Here is a 23,505-nt window from a genome sequence, read left to right on the forward strand (position 1 = left end):
ATGAATACAGAGTTACAACAATTTTTAATGACTGAGCCTGATGGAACATTGGAAACTATTGCAACACAATTTAATACCACATTGTTGGAGGTTGTGAGACATTTGCCATTACGCTCATTAATACGTGGCGAGAAATTCGATACTGTATGGGATAGTGTGATGAAATGGGGTAATGTCACCACGCTTGTGCATACTCAAGATGTTATCTTAGAGTTTAGCGGTGAATTGCCAAGTGGTTTTCATCGTCATGGCTATTTTAACTTACGGGGCAAAAAAGGAATGACAGGCCATATTAAAGCCGAAAATTGCCAATCTATTGCGATGATTGAACGTAAGTTTATGGGGATGGATACCGCCTCTATCTTATTTTTCAATCAACAAGGCGTTGCTATGTTTAAGGTTTTCCTTGGCAGAGACGAACATCGTCAATTATTGCCAGAGCAATTATCAGCCTTCCGTCAATTAGCACAACAATTAAATGAGGAATAATCACGCGTGAAAACTTGGATTATTTTTGGCGCTGGTGGCAAAGGTGTTGGTGCACATATTGCTGATATTGGTGTAGCACAACAACGCCCTATTGTGGCTTTAGTTCGTCACCAAGAAGCTGCGAAGCGTTTAGAAAAGAAAGGAATTAAAACCGTCATCGGTGATGCGATTGACGTTAAAGCGGTTGAAGCTGTTTTAACACTAGCGGGAAAAGAAGCAGACATTATTTCCACAATGGGCGGTGAAAATGATTATCTTGCGCATAGAACAGTGATTGATACTGCAGAAAGAATGGGTTTTCAACGGATGCTCATGGTTTCTTCTTTAGGTTGTGGCGATAGTTGGGTTGCCTTATCTGACAGAGCAAAAGCAACTTTTGGTCAAGCCGTTAGAGAAAAATCATTAGCTGAAGTATGGCTGCAAACTAGCCGTTTTGATTATGCGATAGTAAGACCTGGCGGATTACTGAATGGTGAAGAAACGGGTAAAGCTCAGCTTTATCAATATGAAGAGACTCACGGCTTAGTTAATCGTCGTGATGTCGCACGTTTAGTGACTCAACTTATGGATGCTGATCTGCTAGACGATCAAGTTTATGCGGTGGTTGAACCGGGTTTAGTGCCAACTAAATCATAGATATTAATACCCATACAATTACCTTAAGAGATAACCTATGTGTTATCTCTTTTTTCTTGCTTTTATTATGGTCAACAGCTCACATTATGATGCGTTTTCTGCTTACAATGAAATTTCCTCAATAGTCATTTGTCACTTTACTGTCTTAATGGGGGGAATTTGTGGCATAATGCGGCCCCATTACCTTTTGTCATTCACTAATAATGAGTATTCGTCTTGTTAATCAGCAATAATATCACTATGCAGTTTGGCTCAAAGCCACTGTTTGAAAACATTTCTGTCAAATTCGGTGGCGGAAATCGCTATGGTTTAATCGGGGCTAACGGTAGCGGTAAATCAACCTTTATGAAAATTTTAGGTGGCGATTTAGTACCAAGTAGCGGTAACGTATTTCTTGATCCTAATGAGCGCCTTGGCAAATTAAAACAAGACCAATTTGCTTATGAAGAATATACAGTACTTGATACCGTGATTATGGGTCACACTGAACTTTGGGAAGTTAAACAAGAGCGCGAACGCATCTATAACTTACCAGAAATGAGTGAAGAAGACGGCTTACGAGTTGCCGATCTGGAAGTAAAATTCGGCGAAATGGACGGTTATACCGTTGAATCTCGTGCTGGCGAATTATTATTAAATGTAGGCATTCCATTAGAACAACATAATGGCCCGATGAGCGAAGTCGCACCGGGTTGGAAATTACGTGTGTTATTAGCACAAGCTCTATTCGCTGATCCTGATATTTTGTTACTGGATGAACCGACGAATAACTTGGATATTGATACTATTCGTTGGCTTGAACAAACGCTAAATGAACGTAACAGTACCATGATCATTATTTCCCATGATCGTCACTTCTTAAATATGGTCTGTACGCACATGGCTGACCTTGACTATGGCGCATTAGCCGTTCATCCGGGTAACTATGATGAATATATGTTTGCTGCAACCCAAGCGCGTGAACGTTTATTAGCGGATAATGCGAAGAAAAAAGCACAGATTAGTGAATTACAATCTTTCGTAAGTCGCTTCAGCGCTAATGCATCTAAATCACGTCAAGCAACCTCTCGCGCTAAGCAAATTGAAAAGATTCAATTAGCTGAAGTTAAAGCGTCAAGCCGCCAAAACCCATTCATCCGCTTTGAACAAGATAAAAAATTATTCCGTAATGCACTTGAAGTGGAAAATATCTCTAAAGGCTATGATGATAATGCCCCACTATTTAAAGACGTCAATATGATGCTTGAAGTGGGCGAAAAAGTTGCCATTCTAGGTAATAACGGTGTGGGTAAATCGACGATGATTAAAACATTAGTCGGTGAATTAACACCAGATACAGGCCGTTTAAAATGGTCTGAAAACTCAAATATTGGTTATTATGCACAAGATCATGCAACTGATTTTGAAGTAGATATGACCGTATTTGATTGGATGAGCTTATGGATGAAACCAGAAGACGACGAGCAATCTGTACGTAGCGTATTAGGTCGTTTACTGTTCTCTCAAGATGACTTGAAAAAATCAGTTCAAGTTTTATCAGGTGGTGAAAAAGGCAGAATGTTATTTGGTAAGCTGATGATGCAAAAACCAAATATTCTGATCATGGATGAACCAACCAACCACTTGGATATGGAATCTATTGAATCACTGAATATGGCATTAGAACTCTATCAAGGTACTTTGATTTTTGTTTCTCATGATCGTGAGTTCGTTAGCTCATTAGCAAACCGCATTATTGAAATTACACCTGAAAAAGTGACTAATTTCCAAGGAACTTATGATGAGTTCCTCGCGAAAAAAGGTGTGATGCTTTAATTTCATAACATAGGTAAAGTGATAAATAATCAAAGGCTTGATAACTATATATCGAGCCTTTTTACTGTATTTTATTCCCTATTTTATGATTAATCTTATTTGTAAATTTCAATATCATTCATATTTTTATCATCTTTAATAAATTCATAGATAACTTTGTGTTTAAAAATAAGGAATACTTTATTTTGATTAAAAGATAAAGAAATACCATCATTTTTATATTTCTTCTCTATTTAAGTATTTTTCCAATAACTCAATCTGTGTTTCTTTATCTAAATCTGGTGGGAATAGCAAAGTGGTATGCAATTAAACGCAGGGAAACTCCAAATTATTAAAAAATAATGATGCTATATTTTGTGATGAACAGAGCAATTATTCACAATAAGTAGCAGAAATGTGGACTTTATGTTTAAGCTATAATGCACTACATCGTAGCACTTCTGTTGGTGGTCGCCTTGTTTGGATGAATACAATCAGTTAATTAACCCAAAAAATTATTATTTATAGACATTTTTGTATAAATTAATTTACCTTAGTATCGATTGTATGAATAATAGTGATAATAGTAATGATTATTATTCGGTGACCTATTGTGATTGATTTTTGTGCATTTAAATTAAAACCAGTGGCATTATTTTGTTCTGCCTCCCTTCCTTTTATTGCAGCAACACCGGCTTTTGCGGAAGAAACAGCAAAAACAGAGCAAGTTGAGAAGCTTGTGGTTAGCGCTCAAGCTCTAAAAGTAAATACTCTTTTGCAAGAAACACCTAAATCTGTTTCTGTCATTTCCCAAAAAGATCTCGAAACTCATGCTCCTCAAAAACTCGATGAAGCCTTACGTTATACTTCAGGTGTTGTTTCTCAGCCCTTTGGTGCTGATAACGATACTGACTGGCTTCGTGTACGTGGTTTTGAAGCGGCAACATATTTAGATAATAGTCGTCTCTTTCGTGATGGCTATTATACATGGCTACTTGAACCTTATGGTTTTGAACAAATTGAAGTGGTAAAAGGCGCTTCGGCCGTATTATTCGGTGAATCGACACCAGGTGGCGCGGTTAACGTTGTACAAAAGAAACCCAGCTTTAAGCCTCAAAATGAAGTATTTCTTGAAGTCGGAAATAATGACCAACGTGGGTTAGGTTTTGATGTTTCAAGTGCCACTGATGATAAACGTGTGCGCTACCGCCTTGTTGGGTTAATGAAAAAATCAGACGGAGAATTATTTCACACAGATAGTAAGCGTATTTACCTTGCGCCAAGTGTTGCAATTAATCTAACTGACAATACAGCACTGACCTTTATGGCAACCTATTTGCATGATGATGGTACACCTACCAATCCTTTCTTCCCTGCCGCGGGGACATTAATTTCATCTCCTTTTGGTAAAATTAAACCTTCAACGAATTTAGGCGAACCAGGTTACGATAAATATAAACGTACACAAATTTCGGCGGGTTATTTGTTAGAAAGCAATATCAATGATGTTTGGCGTTTTTCTCAACGTCTAAATTATGGTTATAACGATCTATTATTGCGTAGTGTCTATGCATTCCCTAATTCAGATATTGCTACAACAGAACTGAATCGTGGTGTTGTTTTCCGTGATGGTAAAAATCAAAGTATTTCTTTTGATAATAATGTTGTCGGTGAATGGGATACAGATAATTTCGAGCATACGCTATTAGCAGGGGCTGAATTACAATATCACCAAACCAAAGGTGATGAGCAAGATAATTACAACTTTGGTACGATTAATCCGTGGCACCCTGTTTACGGTAAATATACCCCTCTTGATCCTGCTAATAATGTCAATCGTACCATCGACAAAACACAATATAGCCTTTACTCACAGTATCAAACTAAATTTGACGATCGCTGGGTTGCAGTCGCGGGCGTACGTCAAGATTGGGTAAAAACAGAAAATAAAGCACAAGCAAAAAATGAGGACAAATCACGTACTGATAGTGAATTCAGTCTCAATACAGGATTAATGTATCTCGCAGATAATGGCCTGTCTCCTTATGTGAGTTATTCCGAATCTTTTGAAGTGATGAGCACCATCGACCCTGCGACTAACGATCTATATAAACCGTTAAAAGGTGATCAAATTGAAGCAGGGATAAAGTACACACCTGATTTTATGGATGGTTACTTCAATATTGCTTGGTTTGATATCACACAGAAGAATGCACTTGTTGCAAACCCAACGACTTTTGTTTCAACACAAACCGGTAAAGTGACATCTAAAGGCGTGGAGTTCACAAGTGAAATGCAATTAACGGAACGTTTAGCGTTAAAAGCCAATTATACCTATACCGATATGCAAACCGATGACACAGGTAATAAAGGTAAACAACAAGCAGGCTTAATTCCTAAACATACCGCATCTGCTTGGGGCAGTTACACTATTCCAGTTAATGGGACTCAAGATTTAATCTTAGGGACAGGTGTGCGTTATTTAGGTAAATCTAAAGATAATCCGAAGAGCAGTGATTTAACAGTACCAAGTGCAACATTATGGGATATGGCTGCAATCTATAACTTCAATAAACAGTGGCAATTACAGTTAAATATCAACAATATTCTTGATAAAGAATATCTCTCTGGTTGTGATTATTACTGTTATTACGGCCAATCTCGCTCTGTTTTATTGAATGCTAAATATCGTTGGTAATTTTTTTCTTATTCCTTCATTTATTGCTAATCGTACAATAAATGGAGGAATATTATTTTATAAATGAGTGACCATGTTTGAACTCTCAAATATTCAAATGGTTCGCGGTGGGCGTACCATTTTATCAATTTCCTCACTACGTATTTCAGATTCTGGATTAACTATCGTGCTTGGCCATAATGGATCAGGTAAATCGACTTTAGTTAGTTTATTATCTGGTCAGCAAGCGCCAGATAGTGGAACTATCACACTGAATAAGTGCAATATCTCACACTATAAATCACGTGAACGAGCTAAAAAAATAGCTTTTCTTCCGCAAAAACTGCCAGCTTCTGCGGGATTAACAGTAAAAGAATTAGTGCGATTAGGTCGTTTCCCTTGGCGTGGAACATTGGGCCGTTGGAATAGAAAAGATGATGAAATAATCACAATGGCAATGGAAAAAGCGGGGGTACTTCCCTTTGCAGACACACTCGCTGATGATTTATCTGGAGGTGAACGTCAACGTGCTTGGGTTGCAATGTTACTGGCTCAACAATCACCTATTTTAATTTTAGATGAACCTACTTCCGCTTTAGATATACATCATCAATATCAACTAATGGAATTATTGAGTGAATTAAATCAAACTCAACATGTTGGTATTATCGTTATTTTGCATGATCTTAACCTTGCCTTACGTTATGCCACTCATATTATCGCGCTTAAAAAAGGGAAAATTGCATTTGAAGGTGAAGCTTCATTACTTTTTGATGATGAACGGCTTTCTGCACTTTATGAAACACCCATTAAGCTGATTGAGCATCCTGATAATAAAGATTCACAACAACATAAGGTGGCAGTGGTATGCGTGTAATATTACAAAAAATAATTAAATCACTGTTTTTTTGTCTGCCTATTTTATTTATTACGCCCATCGTTAATGCTACACAAAATAATAATAAAATACCGCAACGTATTATTGTTTTGGATTGGGATTTACTGGAACAAGTATTAACACTTGATGTTATTCCTATTGGTGCAACTGAAATTGCTGGGTATAACCAATGGGTCGCTCACCCTGTTGCTCCGAATTCGATTGAAGAAGTGGGTATGCGGGCAGAGCCTAATTTAGAAAAAATGGCATCGTTAAAGCCTGATCTTATTTTGGCGTCAAGTTCACAACAAGATTTATTGCCTGTATTAAAAACTATTGCCCCTGTCATGTATTTGCCTAACTTTTCTCGCCAAGATAATGCTGCTGAAGTTGCTTTGGCACATTTTAATACTCTAGCCTCTCTTTTGGGAAAAACAGCACTTGCACAACAAAAACTGGCTGAGATGGACAGCATTTTTGTGCAATTAAAGTGTAAATTACAGCGGGCATTTATTACGTTGCCTGAAGTGGAGGTGATCCGTTTTTCTACATTAACCTCTGTTTTTTTATACACCGAAAATTCAACAACTGATTATGTAGTCAATAAGTTAGGCCTAAATTCTGCCATATCATTACCTCCTCAACCTTGGGGAATTGATCAGCGAAGAATGAATGTATTGCAACATATTAAACAAGGCTACGTCCTTTATATGTTGCCATTCCCCGATGAAAGCAAACTGCAAAAATCCGTGTTATGGCAAGCCATGCCATTTGTACAGAATGGGCATTTTCATTCCGTGAAACCTGTATGGAACTATGGCGGAGTGACATCGTTAATGTTAATGGCAGAAGCTATTACAGAAAGCTTATTAGATATGGCACCAAATAATGAACATTAAGCAATTTTCTTTCTATTTTTTGGCAATCATCTTACTAAGTATTACCAGTTTACAAATTGATAATTCTCTTTCATTATCTCGCCAATGGTATTTACTGGGGCATTTAGACACGAAGACCCTATTTGCCGATGTTTTTTTTATTCATGCTCAATTACCACGTTTAGCAATGACACTGCTTATTGGGGGAATTTTCGGTGTTGTCGGCAGTTTAATGCAACAATTAACGCAAAATAACCTGACATCACCTTTAACGTTAGGGACTTCATCAGGCGCTTGGTTAGCTTTAGTTATTGTGAATATCTGGTTTACAGATTGGGTTGCTGATCACAGCGCATTCGCTGCGACAATGGGAGCTTTATTCGCCTTCTTTCTGGTAATTATTATTGCAGGTATTCGCAATATGACCGGCTTACCCCTTGTTGTTTCCGGTATGGTGGTGAATATCTTATTAGGTGCGATTGCAACCGCATTAGTGACGTTAAATGCTCAATTCGCCCAGAATATCTTTATGTGGGGTGCTGGAGATCTTGCTCAAGATGGTTGGGAGATGTTTTTTTGGTTATTACCTCGAATTACACCTGTTTTACTTATTTTTATGTTTGCTCCTCGTATTCTCACTTTATTGCGTTTAGGTCATGAAGGTGCAATGGCTCGGGGATTGCCTGTTTTACCTACATTTGTATTTTTTATTATATTAAGCACTTGGTTAGTTTCAGTGTCGATTACCGTTGTTGGTGTTATTAGTTTTATAGGATTACTTGCACCTAATATTGTCAGAACATTAGGCGCAAGAACTGCTCGTCAAGAGCTTATTGCCAGTGGCTTAATGGGAATATGTTTATTACTGATTACAGATAGCTTGGCAATATGGATTGGTCAGTGGCTCAATACAGTTATTCCAAGTGGTGTGACAGCCGCCGCTATTGGTGCTCCTGCATTAATTTGGTTTAGTCAAAAGAGGATGCGAGCTCAAGATCAGCTGTCTATTTCTCTTTATTCTCAGACTAAAACAGTATCAAAGTATACCGTGATAGGAATATTTGTATTATTAATGCTCGGGTTAGCCCTTACACTTTTTATTCATATTAATGAGCATCAGTGGTTTTGGGAAATACCTTCTGTTTATCAATGGGCATTACGCTCTCCTCGTTTATTAGTTGCGTTATTTGCAGGTATTGCATTAGCTATTGCTGGCGTTATTTTACAACGTTTAATTTACAATCCATTAGCCAGTCCGGATATTTTAGGGGTTTCATCAGGTGCGACTTTTTCGTTAGTTTTTTCGAGCTTAATTTTAGGGAGCACCTTACAAACATCACAGTGGGGAATTGCATTATTAGGTAGCTGTGTTGTGATGATTATTCTATTAATCTTAGGAAAAAAGCACCAATATGCGCCAGCCAGTTTAATATTAACGGGAATTGCATTAACCGCGAGCTTAGAAGCCTTTATTCAATTTTTCTTAGCCAAAGGCTCATTAAGTAGTTATAAAATCTTACTGTGGTTATCTGGCTCGACTTATCGCGTTAACAGTGAACAGGCTCTCTATTTTGCATTCGCAATTACATTGATTGTGGGATGTGTCTTTTTATTAACACGTTGGCTAGCATTAATATCAATTAGTCGAAGTTTTGCCTCAGCTCGCGGATTACATACGGAGCGCGCAAGTATTATATTATTAATTATTGTCTCGCTATTATGTGCTTTAGTGACTTCAACGGTAGGTCCTATTGCTTTTATTGGCTTAGTGGCTCCTCATATGGCGGCCTTGCTGGGTGCTCAAAAAATTAAATCGCAATTAATGGTTTCAGGATTAATTGGTGGAACTTTAATGGTTTGGGCTGATTGGCTTGGACAAATATTTATTTACCCCGCACAAATCGCAGCAGGCACTTTAGTCGCTATTTTAGGCGGTAGCTATTTCCTTTGCTTAATGTTATTAAATCGTAGCCGTTGATTTGAAAAGCCTAAGATATTGGTATTTATTTTTGCTGATATTTTTAGGTTTTGATCGTTATTAATTACGCCTGGTTTTTACTGTTTTTATAATTAATGCGTTGAAAACCTATCTGTGTTTTTCTATCAAGATACACAAAAAAGCGGTTAAATAACAAAATACCTTTAATATAAATTAGCAAGGGTGATCATGATATTATGATCACTCTTTTCTATAAAAGCAGACCTTTAATGTGACGTTGTCACAATGTGAGATTTAGTTTAGTAACTGGGTAAATTGTTGATATAGCATATTGCCCAGTGTTTTTGCGGTATATTCTTCACTATGAGCTAAATTATCAACAACGACATGCATACCATGCCAATCACCATGACTGGCATTTCATTTAATCGCGCCAAACCCCAACAATCGCTTTATCATCGGCGTAAGCTCTATCACCTGCTAACTCCTGAAAGTCAGTAAAAATCGCTTTAATATAGTCAAGGGTATATGGGCGTATGGGATGACGAGCAAGTTACACAATTTCTCAAGCCCCTAAACCAGTAAAAATAGATTTTGTCAGCGAAAGACTTTTTTGCCTTAAACGAACGATCTCTTCATCTAAATTAATACCTGTGGGTTCATCTTGAGATTGCTTAAAAGTAAGCAATGCATCTATTTTTTCGTCTAATTCAACAATAGGTTTTTCAAATTCAAGATGAATAACAGACATAACGACCTCGATTTAATGCAGTAAATAAAACAATAATAGGTTCAGTTTAGAAAAAATAACAATATGGTGATAGAGAGGAATTTGATAAACACTATTATCAAAAATGGGATAATTAAATCTTACTACAAGGTCAGCAAGAAAAAAGACAAGATAAAAAGAGCTTTTTCTCTAATTTTAATCTATACAGTAATTACTAAGTCATGTATTAATATACAGTACGAATTTATTCTTTTTTCACCCGTAAAGAATCACACAAGTTATAACGTATCCAGAAAAATACAAATAATTAGAATAAAGATAATATGTTCTCACAAAAAACACGATCCACAACCGCACTGCTATTTTCATCACTTCTTCTTACTATAGGCAGAGGTGCAACATTACCGTTTATGGCGATCTATTTATCACGAGAATATCAATTACCTGTTGATGATATTGGTATTGCCATGTCGATTGCATTAACAACGGGTATTTTTTTCAGCCTTGGCTTTGGGATGCTTGCGGATAAATTTGAGAAAAAACGTTATATGTTGCTATCTATTATAACGTTTATCTTTGGCTTTGCTGCAATACCTATGGTTCATAGTACGGTTTTAGTGGTTATCTTTTTCTCGGTGATTAACTGCTCCTATTTAGTGTTTTCAACCGTGTTAAAAGCCTATTTTTCTGAAACTTTATCGGTTTCAGCGAAACCTAAAATATTCTCTCTAAACTATACCTTTATCAATATGGGGTGGACGGTCGGCCCACCTATTGGCACGTTATTATTAATGTATGGAACACAATTACCCTTCTGGCTTGCTGCCATTTCTGCCAGCGTTCCACTTTTTATGATCCAGTTATTCGTTCAGCGTTCTAAAGCAATAAATACTGCTGAAGAAAATAGTGTGAAATGGGACCCGAAAATAATGCTGAAAGATAGAGCATTGAGTTGGTTTGTGCTCTCAACTTTTTTCGGTACATTAACATTTGGTTCTTTTGCATCATGTATCTCGCAATATATCTTAGTCGTCTACGATGCGAAATTGGCAGAGTCCGTTATTGCAGTTGTATTACCTGTAAACGCAGCTATTGTCGTTTCTTTACAATATATTGTAGGTAAGCATGTTACAGCCGAAAGACTACGTAAATTAATGACGCTTGGTACGCTATTTTTTATGATGGGCTTACTCGGTTTTATGTTTGCGGGTAACAATTTAATCTTTTGGGCATTAGCTATCGCTGTATTTACCTTAGGTGAATTAATTTATGCACCTGGTGAGTATATGATGATTGATAACATTGCACCGTTAGGAATGAAAGCAAGCTATTTTTCTGCTCAGTCATTAGGTTGGTTAGGCGCTGCTCTTAATCCATTAGCCAGTGGTTTTATTCTGACCTCATTCCCTCCTATTTCTTTGTTTGCGATTTTAATGGCCGTTTCTGCATTAGCTTGGTATTGCATGATACAAGGAATGAATGTCAGTAAAAAAAGAGTCATTGCACTCTAATTTCCGTAAAACCCACAGACTAAAAGACACCTAGAAGGTGTCTTTTTTTCATAGTTTGTAGGGAGATATAAATAGAACAATAAATACAATATTATCTGTTTTATTTTAGATGAAGTTGAAGTAGAGAATATTTGTCGTTTAACTAAAGATGAATAGATTAAGATCCAAAAACAGAGGAAATGAAAATAAAAACACCAGGTACTCGGTTGTTATCTGGTGTTTTTTCAATATAAACGGATTAAATTGTCTAATTAAACACTCGCTAATGCTTGAGATAAATCAGTAATTAAATCTTGCGGATTTTCTATACCAATAGATAAACGAATTGTAGTGTTTTGAATACCAATATTATGCCGTAATGCTATCGGTACGCCAGAATGAGTTGTTGAGCCAGGATGACAGGCTAAAGATTCTGTTCCTCCCAGACTAACTGCAAGTTTAAAAATTTTCATCGCATTAAGAAAACGGAAAGCTTCACTCTCTCCACCTACAATATCAAATGAAAATGTTGAACCCGCGCCTGTACATTGTTTTGCAAACACTTGACCTTCAAGAGAATTTGTATCTGCGAAAGGCAAATAGTGAATAGCTTGTACTTTTTCATGATCACGCAGAAACTCTGCAACTAATAAAGCGTTCTGGTTCGCTTTCTCCATTCTAATTTGTAGTGTTTCTAAAGAGCGTCCAAGCATCCAACAAGAATGAGGATCAAGTTGTGTTCCTATTGCACCTCGTAGTAATCGGATTTGATTAATCAGTTCACGAGAGCCCATTGCAGCACCGGCAACTAAGTCCGAATGCCCCCCCACATATTTAGTCAAAGAGTAAACGGAAATATCAGCTCCTTGCTCAATTGGGTGTTGATAAATAGGGCCTAATAAGGTGTTGTCACAAACAATAATGGGACGATAGCCCTGTTTCTTTTCTAGTGTCTCGGCAACAATTTTTAATGCGCTAATATCAACCAATGAATTAGTTGGGTTAGCAGGCGTTTCTGCAAAAATAACAGCAACTCGTCCTTTTTGACTAGCATTATCGGCTTGTCCTTGGATCAACGAAAGATTTAAGCCGTCGGTAAATGGCGTAGCTTGAATACCAAATTTAGCGAGCGTTTTTGCAATTAATGTCTCTGTTCCACCATAAAGAGGCTGAGAATGTAAAATGACATCGCCAGGCTGAGTTAAGGCCATCAATGTTGTAGTGATTGCTGACATGCCTGAAGAGAATAATACACAAGATTGTGTATTTTCATAAACAGCGAGTCTATCTTCAACAATTTCGCTATTAGGCTGATTAAAACGAGAATACACTAAACCTGCTTTTTCACCTTCAGGTAAAGGCTTTCTTCCACTAACGGTATCAAAGAAAGCTTTGCCTTCTTCGGCACTCTTAAAAATAAAAGTGGATGTTAAAAATATGGGAGGTTTTACTGAACCTTCAGAAAGTAATGGATCATACCCATAACTCATCATCAGTGTTTCAGGCGAAAGTTTGTGTTCACCGATATATTGTTTTTTTAGTTGAGCGTCAGCCATTTTTTTATTTCTTCTGTGTAATGGAGGATGAGTTATCATACTGAAAAAAATTCATGTTGTTAGAATGTTTTATAAAGTATAAAAACTCGCAGTTATATAAAAATAGCGAAATTAGGAATAAAAAAAAGAGTTAATAATGAAACGAGTAGAATTGAGTAATATTTAGACAAAAAAGTCCAAATAAGAGCAAATTATTGTAGGTAAAAAGAAGAGGTAGATAGAAAAAAATAGGAACTAAAAGATAAAAAGGATTCTCTCTATCTTTTAGTTAAGTCATTACCATGCTCTTACTGCATCACCTTTATACATTTCTTTAAACTTCAACTCGATTTGTCGTGAGTGAAGCACTGAAATCAGCTTCTTTATATTTTCATCATTTTTGTTATCTTCGCGGGTTACGATAACATTAGCATAAGGCGAGTTTTTATTTTCTAGAATTAATCCATCACGAGTTGCAATTAACCCAATTTGAGACGAAAAATTATTATTAATAATTGCCATTGTCACCATTGGATCATTTAATGCTTCAGTGAGCTTGGGTGTATCAACTTCAATGAACTTAATTTCTTTGGGGTTATAGATAATGTCATCAAGTGTTGGGGTAAAGCCAACATTTTCATTGAGGGTAATAAGATGGTTTTCTGCTAGTAATAAAAGCGCTCGCCCTTTCATACTAACTTCATTTGAAATCGCAACAAGCGATCCTGAGCTTAATTCATTTATATCGCTAATTTTTTTAGAATATGCAGCTAAAGGAAAAATATATGTTTTACTCGCGATATGAAATTTATAATTATATTCTTTCATTTGTGCTTGAAGGTAAGGAATGGATTGAAACGCATTCGCATCAACTTCTTTGCTGTTTAATGCCTTATTAGGAAGCTCATAATCATTAAACGCGACAACTTCAACGTCTAGCCCTTCTGTTAATTTTGCTAAACGAATCACTTCATCCCAAATCACTTGATCAGGCCCTGTATTAATTGCCACCTTTACTTTATGTGTATCTTCTTGAGAGCAAGATACAGTAAATAGTGATATTGAGGCTAGAAGTAAACCTGTAATAATTTCCTTCATATCTCCCTCTTAAACAGCCCCCGATAAGAACAGCACGATTAATATCATTTTAATTAAGAAATATCCTAACAATAGATTAATAACAAGGAACAAGAAATGATACAAGTACTCAATGCATATAAAGAAAGGAATCTTCTTTATATTTTTACAATTCATTGTTTTATAAAACAAAAAATAAAATCATCATAATATGATGTATTTGTTAATGATCTGTAGATTTATTCATTAATTATTCTATTTATGCAAGTATCAGAATATGCATCTTCAACGCTAAGATAAGATAATTCAGTGACACAATAACGATTAAATTGCCATTTGAACTGAATTTCATCCTTTTTTTTCTTTTCTGATATTTCATAGCTAGAAAAACGAATAGGTGTAGGCTTTTGTAAATTATTTCCTACTTTTTCTGCACTTAATAACACAACCTTATCCTTTTTTTCAATGAACTTAAAATCAGAGATAGTGATATCGGTGCCTGTAATCTTATTGTTATAAAGGCTTAAGGCATTTGCATATATGGATGGGACAATATACACCTTTTGATCACTACCTTTGATATAAACGGTTACCATATCAATAGACGGAGAGTCATTTAGTGATCGTTGAGATTTAACCACAACATCGGGAATACCGTCACCATTAAAATCGATAAGATTTATTCCATATTCCAGTTTAATATCAGCTGATATTGAAGTAAAAGGTAATGATGCAAAAAGTAATCCTAGCCCAAGTTTAAATATATTATTCATTGTATTCGCTTCTTTTTTTGACTTATTACTTGGGCATCAGACTACTTTGTGACAATGATTAGTCAAGGCATTTTATGTTTCAAAATAATACAAAATTTACATTCATATCACTCATAAAATATTTACATACTCATTGGACTCATTTGACTTTTATAAAAAGAGTCCTTTTTGATTTTTTATTCTTTGAATGACTTAATATTTTATTTAATATAAAGCAATGTAGTTTTTAAGATCACTAATTCTTTCTTTTGTTTTATCTTTTAGACAACTGCTATATACCATTGGTGCTAAACTACCACCTTGATAATAATCAGCTTCATACTGGCAAGAGAGATCTCTAAAATTTACCCATACTAGCTGAGCTTGTTTTAATTGTTCTTTTCGAGTTCCATCTAACTTAGTGTAATATTGTTGATAAATACGATTAAGCTCTTCATCTTTTTGTTGAAAATCTCGATAGACACATTGATTTATTTCAGTTTGTGTTGCTGCATTTCGGCAATCAATGTTATCAGCTTGTAAATGAATAGACCAAAATAGTATACCACCAGATATTGCACTTAATAGGATAAGTTTTTTCATCACATCGTCCATTTTTTGATTAAAAACATAGATAAAGATATTTATGCTGTTCCTTTAATTTTTTAATCTAAAAGATAAAAATAAAGTCAAAGCCTTATCATTTTAGCAATGTTTCTTATATAACAATTACGTGAAGATAACGTAAAACCACTCTATTTAAGATAATCAAAACTAAGTTTCATATTGTTCTTGAGTAATTATACTGATATTTTTTTTGTAGAAAATACTCATTTAATACAAACTTTCAAAAATGATAACTCAATATTTCTTTTTTTTAACAATTAATACTATTTATAGAAACATTAAGCAAAATAGATATGGTATCCTACTTTAATTATACGGTAATGATTAATTAGAACGATTACGATAATTAATACATATATATGTTTGTTAAAGAAGTTCATAATCCTATTGCTCATTGAGGATATTTCGACTGATGAAAAAATGTTTCAAATTAATCTGTTTTTACGGTGCATTATTGGTGGTGTGATTAATTGGCGCGAACAAGGCGCTTATTCCCTTTCTCAAGGTAGGATTGTAATGGTAGAACAGTTCAATGATTACCGATATTCTTTGGGTTAGGTTTAGCGACGGTATTTTTTCGTGGATCTGTCAATTTATTGATGTTGTTAGTTCTATTGATGTTATTTTTTGTGTAACTGGCTCACGAAAATACACTTAATAAAATCAATTTACTAAAGCTAAAAAGCACGCTAAACATTTTAATTTAGCGTGCTTTCAGTTTAATTAAAGTTCACACTTTGTTTTCAAAATAGCCGTTTTTTTATGATGATCCAGTGCCAATTCAATTAGTTTAGTAATTAATGACTGATAGCCTAAACCTGCGCTTTGCCATAATTTTGGATACATGCTGATATTGGTAAATCCTGGTAATGTATTTATTTCATTAATCACAACGCGGTTATCTTGTGTTAAGAATACATCAACACGAGCCATACCTAAGCAGTTAAGAACACGGTATGCTTTTAATGCTACTTGGCGAATATGTAAACTAGTGTCTTCATTCATGACGGCTGGAACTACGACTTTTGCACCATCGTCATCAATATATTTTGTGTTATAGGCATAAAAGGCATCGTTTAATACGATCTCACCGCAAGGACTAACCTCAGGATTTTCGTTACCTAAAACGGCACACTCTATTTCACGCCCTACAATAGCACTTTCAACGATCACTTTAAGGTCGTATTCAAACGCCATTGCTAATGCCATATTAAATTCTTCTTCATTATTAACTTTGCTTATTCCTACAGAAGAACCTAGATTTGCAGGCTTAATAAATAAAGGAAGTCCTAATTGACGAACCATTTCATTGTAAGAAATATCATTAATTTGGTGCGCCATAATTGTAATAAAAGGTGCAACCGCTAATCCAGCACCATCAAGAAGGCGTTTAGTAATGTCTTTATCCATACAAGCGGCAGAGCTCATGATATTAGGGCCGACATACGGCATATCAATCATGTGTAACAAACCTTGTAATGTACCATCTTCACCATAAGCGCCATGAACAATCGGAAATACAACATCAATTTGAGGCAGTGCCTGACCGTCTTCTAAAGAAATAAATTGATTTTTTACACTACCTGGAATAATAGCAACCGCTCTTAATGGTTTGCTTAATGAGATAGTTTTAGGATTATCGCTATTGAGTAGATAGTCAGCTTCTGAATATTCATGCCACTGGCCTTGTTCATTAATACCGATTAAGCAAAGGTCGAATTTCGTTCGATCTAATTCATTAATAATATTTTTTGCTGATTGTAATGAAACTTGATGTTCTGTGGATTTTCCACCAAAAATAATAGCGACTCTTAATTTACTCATTTTCTAACCTTTTATAGGACAGCTATAGCGAATAAGTAGCAATATATCATGATAAAAACTCCCAATGTAGGTTGATAGTTCTTATCTGCGAAAAATTACGATAAAATGATGAAATTCTATGATTTAGAGTGTAAAAGCATCATGCTGTTAAGCGATAACTGCTCAATAACGATAACAATGCTATTTGCATAAGCTAAACACCATACCTGATATAAAACAATCAATTTAAATGGACTTTAGATGAAATAGTCCAACTGAATACCAATCAAAAAAGTGCCGTTATTGATAGAAATATTGTGTATTTAAAAATTGATAATAAGATCAATAAACTTAAACGCCTTAAAAAGTTTCAAAATTATAGTTTTTCACACGAAATAACACGTATTACCTTTGTTATTAGATTGCATATAAGAAATCTATCTTGATAGAATCAGCTCACCGATTAACATTTAAACTTAGAAAAGGAGGCTAATTATGCTTTTGTGTGATCTTATTGAATACTCACACTTCTTTGGTAATCGCCATAGCTCAGGCTTTCACAGTATTTTACTGCGTTAACCTGCCTGAGCGACGTTAACTACGACCTCTCCTCAGCTTACAGGGTTATCGCGAGATATTACCCCAGGGCGTTATTACGCCTAAAATATGAGTAAGCTATGAGCACATTATTATCTACACAAAATCTATCTTTTCATAATAACCTCGGTTTATTACTAAATGATATTTCTTTAGCCCTAATCAAAGGTGAAAAAATTGGTTTAATTGGCCATAACGGTTGTGGCAAAAGTACATTATTAAAACTTTTATCACACCAATTAACACCAACTGAGGGTGTTATTTCTATTGCTAATCATATTGTAATGGCCTATATAGAACAGCACCTGCCACAAGCGCTACAGTCAATGACATTAATGGATGCTATACTTCATAAACTTCCTGAAGAATACCGATTATCTGAAGGCTGGCGCGCAGAGTTGCTATTCAGTGAAATGGGTTTTACGTTTAATGAAAAAGATCTACGCGTTTCACAATTAAGTGGTGGCCAACATACGCGTTTATTATTAGCGAGAGCCTTAATTATTAAGCCTGATCTATTATTGCTTGATGAGCCGAGTAACCATCTCGATTTACCGACTATTTTATGGTTGGAAGCATTTCTTCAACAGTGGCGTGGCAGTTTTATCTTGGTTTCGCATGATAATACGTTATTAGACAACGTGACGAATTGTACATGGATCATTCGTGATAAGTCGCTATCTATTTTTCGTTTGCCCTGCTCTCAAGCTAGAGTTGCACAAGAAGAACAAGATATCAGTGCGCAACATCGTCATGATGCTCAACAAAAAGAGATAGATAGAATTACCCAAAGTGCGAAACAACTCGCCATATGGGGGCACGTTTATGACAACGAGAATTTATCTCGTAAAGCGAAACAGATGGAAAAACATATTGTTCGTTTAAAAGATGAACAAGCCGGAATCACTGCAGGAAATCAATGGGTATTACAGTTCTCAGGAACGTTATTACGCGCGGATAAACTTTGTGAATTAAACCAATTGTCGGTTATTCCTGCTGAAAATGCCCCAGCTTTATATACTGTCGAAAATCAGCGTATTAAAAGTGGTGATCGAGTGGCAATAATCGGTGCTAATGGAAGCGGAAAATCATCACTACTAAAGATGATCTGGTCACATAGTTCAGTTAAAACACATAAACAAAGTGAAATAAGATTGCATCCTCGCGTTGAACTGGGTTATTACGATCAAAATATTGCGCAATTAATTGATAATGATACCCTTTCTGATGCATTAAAACCGTTTGCTTCATTAACAGATGAACAACGCAAAATGGCATTGATTAACGCAGGCTTTGTTTATGCACGTCATAGACAAAAAGTAAGCACGCTAAGTGGCGGTGAACGCGCTCGCTTATTGTTTGTTGGACTGAGTTTGGCTAAGTATTCTTTTCTTATGCTAGATGAACCCACTAACCATATTGATATGGAAGGTAAAAAAGCATTAGCTGAACAGATCAGTCAATTCCCCGGAGGGGTACTATTGGTTAGTCATGATAGAGAATTGATTGAAAATAGCTGTAATCGGTTTTGGTATATTCATCATGGTGTTTTAACAGAGCATCATGATATTGAAGCGATTTACCAGTTTATTTCAGCTGAGGAAATATCTAAAGCTCAGTCGGCAGATAATTTGCAGAATATCTCATCAACACCATTAGCCTCACATGATGATGAAAAACTCTTGAAGTTAATTGAGTTAGAAGAGAAATTAAACGCTGATTTAGCGCGTAAAACTAACCATCAAAAACCGGCTTTGCAAACTCAATGGAAATTAGAGATTAGCCAGCTAAAGCAAGCACTTAAATTAATTTAAAATAGATAAAATTATGTTTAAACAAAAAGGATCACACCGTGATCCTTTTTTATTTGTTCTTATTTTACTAACTCATATTCAATAAGATATAAAGACTGGGTTGTTGGATAAATATCTTTGATAAGTGCTTTCAACACTGGAAGTGTCATACCTTCCTGCTGCGCGTGATACTCATTGATATCCTCATAACGTAAAGGCGATACCGCTATAATTTTCAATTTCCCATAATGAGTACGATGTTCATTAGCAAATAATTCAACAATGCTTCCTGGTTTATAATGGCTTTCACTTTCATCTCTGATAGTAATGACTTTGATTTCTTTAAGAATGGAAGGTATTAAACGTTCAAAAAAAGTAATTTCTGTAGGAATTGACGACATCGTATTACTCACGAATAAATTGATAATTTGCTAAGTATCTTATCACGCCTTATTTATCTTTTATGTGTTTTTGCCAATTGTCTTATTATTTGATGCTTCGGTTTGAAGTAATTTCGCTTTACGCTCGATACCCCAACGATAACCTGATAATTCACCATTTTGACGAATAACACGATGACAAGGGATCGCTACGGCAAGCTTATTGGCCGCACAGGCATTTGCTACTGCACGATAGGCTTTAGGTGAACCTATTTTATTGGCAATTTCTTGATAAGTCATTGTACTACCAAAAGGGATTTCTAATAACGCTTGCCACACTTTTTGTTGAAAAACAGTGCCTTGAATATCAAGAGGCAAAGATAAAGGTTGTTTAGGCAATTCAATAAAACCGATGACTTGCGCTATTATTTGTTCAAACTCTTTATTTGCACCAATTAATTCAGCAAGAGGAAATTGTTTTTGTAAATCTTCCAATAACTGTTCAGCGTCATCCCCTAACATAATAGCGCAAATCCCTTTTTCACTTTGAGCCACAAGAATATTACCTAAAGAACACAACGCAATCGCAAAAAAGATAGCAATATTCTTACCTCCATTACGCCAATTCGTTGGTGTCATTCCTAATATTGCGGTTGCATTTTCATAAAAACGGCTATTAGCATTAAAACCTGACTGATAAATTGCCTCTGTAATACTGCCATCTTCTGCCAACGCTTTTTTTATTAATTTTTGGCGATAGGCATTGGCATAATCTTTTGGAGTAATACCCATAATTGATTTAAAGAGACGATGAAAATGATATGGGCTTGCCATAACATGTTCAGCAATACGAGCTAGCGAAACATCACCGTTATTTTTTTCGATAAAACGACAGGCTTGCTCAATAAGTTGGTTACGCTTACTTTCCATTATGACAGTCCTTTAATACGGGATTATGGTTATTATCGGCAGTCATAATAAATAAAGAACTCCGTTTATTGCGCAATAATCTCAGGCTCTTTAGATAATGCCCATAAATAAAGCGATGCTGTAGAACCATAAGGTGAATATCGTTTACGGTAGCGCTCAAAGCGCGCTTTATCTAACGTTTTATGATGATACAGACGCATTATTCCTCGTTGAATGGCCAAATCCCCCCAACTTAAAATATCTGGTCGGTTAAGCGATGAAATTAATAACATTTCAGCAGTCCAAATACCGATGCCTTTTAACTGAATCAAAGTATCAATAACCTCTTTATCCTGCATGCTGGGGATTTTATTTAAATCTAATTGACCAGAAATGACTGAATTTGCAATGCCAATAATGTAACCCGCTTTTCGCATTGTCATACCACATTGCTGAATTTCTTGTTCAGTTAATATAGCAATACGTTCTGGAGTATAGATGCCTTCGCATAAGTTCAATAACCGTTGATGTACCGTTATGGCAGCAGAAACAGAAATTTGTTGTTCAATAATATTTTTAACTAATGCTGTAAATAAATCAGGGGTAAGTGGACGCTTAATGTTACCCATTCTTTCAATGAGTGCAGCTAACCGCTTATCACGTTGCTTTAAGATGTTTATTTCTTTTTCACCATACTGGAAGTACATAAATTCACTCAGATAAACTGGAAACATTAAAGTTAGTATAACGTGAATATAGAGATACTATGCACTCCATTTCTTGCTTTTCCCGTTATTTAGCTCTCATAAAATAAATATTATTTATATATCAATACCGCAAGCAAAAGTCGTTAATAATAAAGTTAATAACTATTCTTAACTTGTTAAATTCACAGAGAAATACTTATTTATTGCATGATAAAAAATATAAATGTATAAAAAAATATAAGTTAAATAATTACCTATAATTTATAGGTTTTATTAATATTTATTTTAATCAATCACCATCAGTATTAAACGTTATGGTTCAATATGAAAAATATCACTTTAAATTTAAAAAACAAATTAGCAACTTTAGGTTTATGAAAAAATCAATGAGTTTTACTGTATCTGCTTTTATTTTTACTGCGTATACAGCAAAAAAGGTCACTTTAAAGTAACCTTTTTTACTTGTTAAGCTGTTAATTTTTTAAGCGGTTAATGCAAGTTTGGCACCAAAAAGTAAGAACACAGCACCTATACAACTATTTGATAATGAAGCTAATCGTTTGTTATGTTTTACTTTATTCGTAATAGCCACTCCGCCAAAAATAAGAATTGATAAATAAATCATGCTACATGTTTCTAAAATTGCACCTAACACAAAAAATGGAACACCCGCATTTTCATATTTAGGATCGATAAATTGAATAAAGAAAGAAACATAAAAAATGATCATTTTAGGGTTAAGCATACTCAAAAATAGCGCCTTAACATAAAGACCCTCTTTTGCTTTTACTGTTACTTCTGATACTTGTTCTGAGGTCTCTTTTTTCTTTTGGAACGTTGCATATAACGTTTTTAATCCTAAGTAGGTTAAATAAAGAGCACCAGCATATTTAATGACAATAAAAAAGACGGGTGAAGTCTTGACTAATGAAGCAACCCCCAAAAATGCCAAAAAAATTAATAATGCATCACCCGTAAAAACACCAAGAGCGGCTTTATACCCCCCTTTTACACCATGCTTCGCACTGGAAGTAAGGACGAAAATCGAATTTGGACCTGGTACTAAAGTAATAAAAATAACGCCTAAAAGGTATGTCCAAATATTTGAAATACCGAAACTTTCTAACATACGACGCCTTTTTCAAAAAATAACATACTGAATATATAAGTCATCATATCTATAATAATTTTTTTGTAAAACAATAATCTCCATATAACTTAAAGATAAGTCAATTAAACTACTTTTATTAATAAAAAGTAGTTTATAAGTCTATTTTGGTGATTGTTTTTAGAGTGAAAATCTAGTTTAAACTTGCGTTATAGTATGATGCTGAAATTAAAATTTATACAGTAATAAAATTCAAAATAAAAAACAATAATGGTTTTATAGACCATAAAAACGATGAACATCAGAGCTAAAACCCTATTGTTTGTTTTGTGTTATGGGATTTTATTCTTTTTGTGATCTATATCTGTTAGATGTTGTCAAAATAGAAGTAAGAATAGCTACTATACTTATGAAAAATAATGATTTTTATAAATATATCATTGAATGTATTAGCATAAAAAGTGAGATGATAAATAAGATTACTTTTCTCTAAACCATTATTCTGTGCTGTTTTTTACATTTAAGCATAAAAAAGTAGAAACGCTATACTATCTCAACGCCAGAAATGGAGTTACGTCACTTTGCTCAAAATGAGATTATTGCGGCTGAAGATTACATTGATAATAGTGATGAACGTCACCCTGAGCACATTGTATGCCATGCACAAGCGACTTTTTATGATAATTTTACGTAAACAGGTAAACTAA

General features: G+C 35.0%; 19 protein-coding genes and 1 pseudogene. 10 read left to right on the forward strand and 10 right to left on the reverse strand.

Annotation, left to right across the window (positions count from 1 at the left end; all coding sequences use genetic code 11):
- The 7 genes from hutX (at window position 1) to fhuB (ending at window position 9,329) form a co-directional block, all read left to right on the forward strand.
- Window positions 1-489: a heme utilization cystosolic carrier protein HutX gene (gene hutX, locus GWI97_RS11855; protein WP_202609285.1), complete on the forward strand. Its 489-nt coding sequence runs from the start codon at window positions 1-3 to the stop codon at window positions 487-489.
- 6 nt (window positions 490-495) lie between these two features.
- Window positions 496-1,125: an NAD(P)H-binding protein gene (locus GWI97_RS11860; protein ID WP_087802441.1), complete on the forward strand. Its 630-nt coding sequence runs from the start codon at window positions 496-498 to the stop codon at window positions 1,123-1,125.
- A 216-nt stretch (window positions 1,126-1,341) separates the two neighbouring features.
- Window positions 1,342-2,940 (forward strand): ABC-F family ATPase, encoded by a 1,599-nt coding sequence (locus GWI97_RS11865; protein WP_036936904.1) that lies wholly within the window; start codon window positions 1,342-1,344, stop codon window positions 2,938-2,940.
- 592 nt (window positions 2,941-3,532) lie between these two features.
- Entirely contained in the window at window positions 3,533-5,617 is a 2,085-nt protein-coding gene (locus tag GWI97_RS11870) for a TonB-dependent siderophore receptor (RefSeq protein ID WP_161750653.1), read from the forward strand.
- A gap of 73 nt (window positions 5,618-5,690) precedes the next feature.
- A complete protein-coding gene (locus GWI97_RS11875) occupies window positions 5,691-6,473 on the forward strand; it encodes an ABC transporter ATP-binding protein (RefSeq protein ID WP_087802435.1) in 783 nt (260 codons plus the stop codon).
- Window positions 6,464-7,372 carry an iron-siderophore ABC transporter substrate-binding protein gene (locus GWI97_RS11880; protein ID WP_082239468.1) on the forward strand — a complete coding sequence of 303 codons (909 nt, stop codon included), beginning with the start codon at window positions 6,464-6,466 and terminating at the stop codon, window positions 7,370-7,372. Before GWI97_RS11875 ends, GWI97_RS11880 begins: the two co-directional genes overlap by 10 nt.
- On the forward strand, window positions 7,362-9,329 hold the full coding sequence (gene fhuB / locus GWI97_RS11885) for a Fe(3+)-hydroxamate ABC transporter permease FhuB (protein WP_087802432.1): 1,968 nt from the start codon (window positions 7,362-7,364) through the stop codon (window positions 9,327-9,329). Before GWI97_RS11880 ends, fhuB begins: the two co-directional genes overlap by 11 nt.
- A 359-nt stretch (window positions 9,330-9,688) precedes the next feature.
- Here fhuB and GWI97_RS11895 read toward each other — a convergent pair.
- Window positions 9,689-10,041: pseudogene (locus tag GWI97_RS11895) on the reverse strand (acetyl-CoA carboxylase carboxyl transferase subunit alpha); the annotation flags it as partial.
- Window positions 10,042-10,343: 302 nt separating this feature from the next.
- Between GWI97_RS11895 and ydeE the strand changes: the two are divergent.
- Window positions 10,344-11,531 carry an efflux MFS transporter YdeE gene (ydeE, locus tag GWI97_RS11900; protein WP_036936895.1) on the forward strand — a complete coding sequence of 396 codons (1,188 nt, stop codon included), beginning with the start codon at window positions 10,344-10,346 and terminating at the stop codon, window positions 11,529-11,531.
- 251 nt (window positions 11,532-11,782) lie between these two features.
- Here ydeE and GWI97_RS11905 read toward each other — a convergent pair whose 3' ends face one another.
- The 5 genes from GWI97_RS11905 to ddlA all read right to left on the reverse strand — a co-directional run bounded on the left by GWI97_RS11905 (window position 11,783) and on the right by ddlA (window position 17,325).
- Window positions 11,783-13,066 (reverse strand): cystathionine gamma-synthase family protein, encoded by a 1,284-nt coding sequence (locus GWI97_RS11905; RefSeq protein ID WP_103004735.1) that lies wholly within the window; start codon window positions 13,064-13,066, stop codon window positions 11,783-11,785.
- A gap of 276 nt (window positions 13,067-13,342) precedes the next feature.
- Window positions 13,343-14,143 (reverse strand): MetQ/NlpA family lipoprotein, encoded by an 801-nt coding sequence (locus GWI97_RS11910; protein WP_036936891.1) that lies wholly within the window; start codon window positions 14,141-14,143, stop codon window positions 13,343-13,345.
- A 218-nt stretch (window positions 14,144-14,361) separates the two neighbouring features.
- Window positions 14,362-14,895, reverse strand: coding sequence for a carbapenem self-resistance protein CarG family protein (locus GWI97_RS11915; protein ID WP_036936889.1), 534 nt, complete (start codon window positions 14,893-14,895; stop codon window positions 14,362-14,364).
- A gap of 204 nt (window positions 14,896-15,099) precedes the next feature.
- Window positions 15,100-15,477, reverse strand: coding sequence for a lysozyme inhibitor LprI family protein (locus GWI97_RS11920; protein WP_224215474.1), 378 nt, complete (start codon window positions 15,475-15,477; stop codon window positions 15,100-15,102).
- Between the two features lie 747 nt (window positions 15,478-16,224).
- Window positions 16,225-17,325 (reverse strand): D-alanine--D-alanine ligase, encoded by a 1,101-nt coding sequence (ddlA, locus tag GWI97_RS11925; RefSeq protein WP_036936884.1) that lies wholly within the window; start codon window positions 17,323-17,325, stop codon window positions 16,225-16,227.
- Between the two features lie 656 nt (window positions 17,326-17,981).
- Here ddlA and GWI97_RS11930 point away from each other — a divergent pair.
- The gene (locus GWI97_RS11930; protein ID WP_161750657.1) at window positions 17,982-19,715 is read left to right on the forward strand and encodes an ABC-F family ATP-binding cassette domain-containing protein; all 1,734 of its coding nucleotides are present in this window, start codon (window positions 17,982-17,984) and stop codon (window positions 19,713-19,715) included.
- A 59-nt stretch (window positions 19,716-19,774) separates the two neighbouring features.
- Here the strand turns inward: GWI97_RS11930 and yqfB are convergent, their stop codons facing one another.
- The 4 genes from yqfB to leuE form a co-directional block, all read right to left on the reverse strand.
- Window positions 19,775-20,095: a N(4)-acetylcytidine aminohydrolase gene (yqfB, locus tag GWI97_RS11935; protein WP_036936879.1), complete on the reverse strand. Its 321-nt coding sequence runs from the start codon at window positions 20,093-20,095 to the stop codon at window positions 19,775-19,777.
- Window positions 20,096-20,155: 60 nt separating this feature from the next.
- Window positions 20,156-21,004, reverse strand: coding sequence for a bifunctional DNA-binding transcriptional regulator/O6-methylguanine-DNA methyltransferase Ada (ada, locus tag GWI97_RS11940; RefSeq protein ID WP_036936877.1), 849 nt, complete (start codon window positions 21,002-21,004; stop codon window positions 20,156-20,158).
- Between the two features lie 65 nt (window positions 21,005-21,069).
- Window positions 21,070-21,690, reverse strand: coding sequence for a DNA-3-methyladenine glycosylase family protein (locus GWI97_RS11945; RefSeq protein WP_087802420.1), 621 nt, complete (start codon window positions 21,688-21,690; stop codon window positions 21,070-21,072).
- A 481-nt stretch (window positions 21,691-22,171) separates the two neighbouring features.
- On the reverse strand, window positions 22,172-22,819 hold the full coding sequence (gene leuE, locus GWI97_RS11950; protein ID WP_036936872.1) for a leucine efflux protein LeuE: 648 nt from the start codon (window positions 22,817-22,819) through the stop codon (window positions 22,172-22,174).
- Window positions 22,820-23,363: 544 nt separating this feature from the next.
- On the opposite strand from leuE, the gene GWI97_RS18475 reads away from it, so the two are divergent.
- Window positions 23,364-23,492, forward strand: a complete 129-nt coding sequence (locus tag GWI97_RS18475) for a hypothetical protein (protein ID WP_257474710.1) — start codon at window positions 23,364-23,366, stop codon at window positions 23,490-23,492.
- Window positions 23,493-23,505: the final 13 nt, after the last annotated feature.

The sequence above is a fragment of the Proteus sp. G2300 genome, from assembly GCF_009915965.1.
Lineage (GTDB): Bacteria > Pseudomonadota > Gammaproteobacteria > Enterobacterales > Enterobacteriaceae > Proteus > Proteus vulgaris.

Bases quoted from the DNA above. Each gene is read 5' to 3' on its own strand.
- ddlA (WP_036936884.1), bottom strand. From the start codon at position 17,325: ATGAGTAAATTAAGAGTCGCTATTATTTTTGGTGGAAAATCCACAGAA.
- GWI97_RS11915 (WP_036936889.1), bottom strand. From the start codon at position 14,895: ATGAATAATATATTTAAACTTGGGCTAGGATTACTTTTTGCATCATTA.
- GWI97_RS11905 (WP_103004735.1), bottom strand. From the start codon at position 13,066: ATGGCTGACGCTCAACTAAAAAAACAATATATCGGTGAACACAAACTT.
- ada (WP_036936877.1), bottom strand. From the start codon at position 21,004: ATGGAAAGTAAGCGTAACCAACTTATTGAGCAAGCCTGTCGTTTTATC.
- yqfB (WP_036936879.1), bottom strand. From the start codon at position 20,095: ATGTCGTCAATTCCTACAGAAATTACTTTTTTTGAACGTTTAATACCT.
- GWI97_RS11875 (WP_087802435.1), top strand. From the start codon at position 5,691: ATGTTTGAACTCTCAAATATTCAAATGGTTCGCGGTGGGCGTACCATT.
- GWI97_RS11945 (WP_087802420.1), bottom strand. From the start codon at position 21,690: ATGTACTTCCAGTATGGTGAAAAAGAAATAAACATCTTAAAGCAACGT.
- GWI97_RS11930 (WP_161750657.1), top strand. From the start codon at position 17,982: ATGAGCACATTATTATCTACACAAAATCTATCTTTTCATAATAACCTC.
- GWI97_RS11910 (WP_036936891.1), bottom strand. From the start codon at position 14,143: ATGAAGGAAATTATTACAGGTTTACTTCTAGCCTCAATATCACTATTT.
- GWI97_RS11920 (WP_224215474.1), bottom strand. From the start codon at position 15,477: ATGAAAAAACTTATCCTATTAAGTGCAATATCTGGTGGTATACTATTT.
- GWI97_RS18475 (WP_257474710.1), top strand. From the start codon at position 23,364: ATGGAGTTACGTCACTTTGCTCAAAATGAGATTATTGCGGCTGAAGAT.
- ydeE (WP_036936895.1), top strand. From the start codon at position 10,344: ATGTTCTCACAAAAAACACGATCCACAACCGCACTGCTATTTTCATCA.
- fhuB (WP_087802432.1), top strand. From the start codon at position 7,362: ATGAACATTAAGCAATTTTCTTTCTATTTTTTGGCAATCATCTTACTA.
- GWI97_RS11880 (WP_082239468.1), top strand. From the start codon at position 6,464: ATGCGTGTAATATTACAAAAAATAATTAAATCACTGTTTTTTTGTCTG.
- hutX (WP_202609285.1), top strand. From the start codon at position 1: ATGAATACAGAGTTACAACAATTTTTAATGACTGAGCCTGATGGAACA.
- leuE (WP_036936872.1), bottom strand. From the start codon at position 22,819: ATGTTAGAAAGTTTCGGTATTTCAAATATTTGGACATACCTTTTAGGC.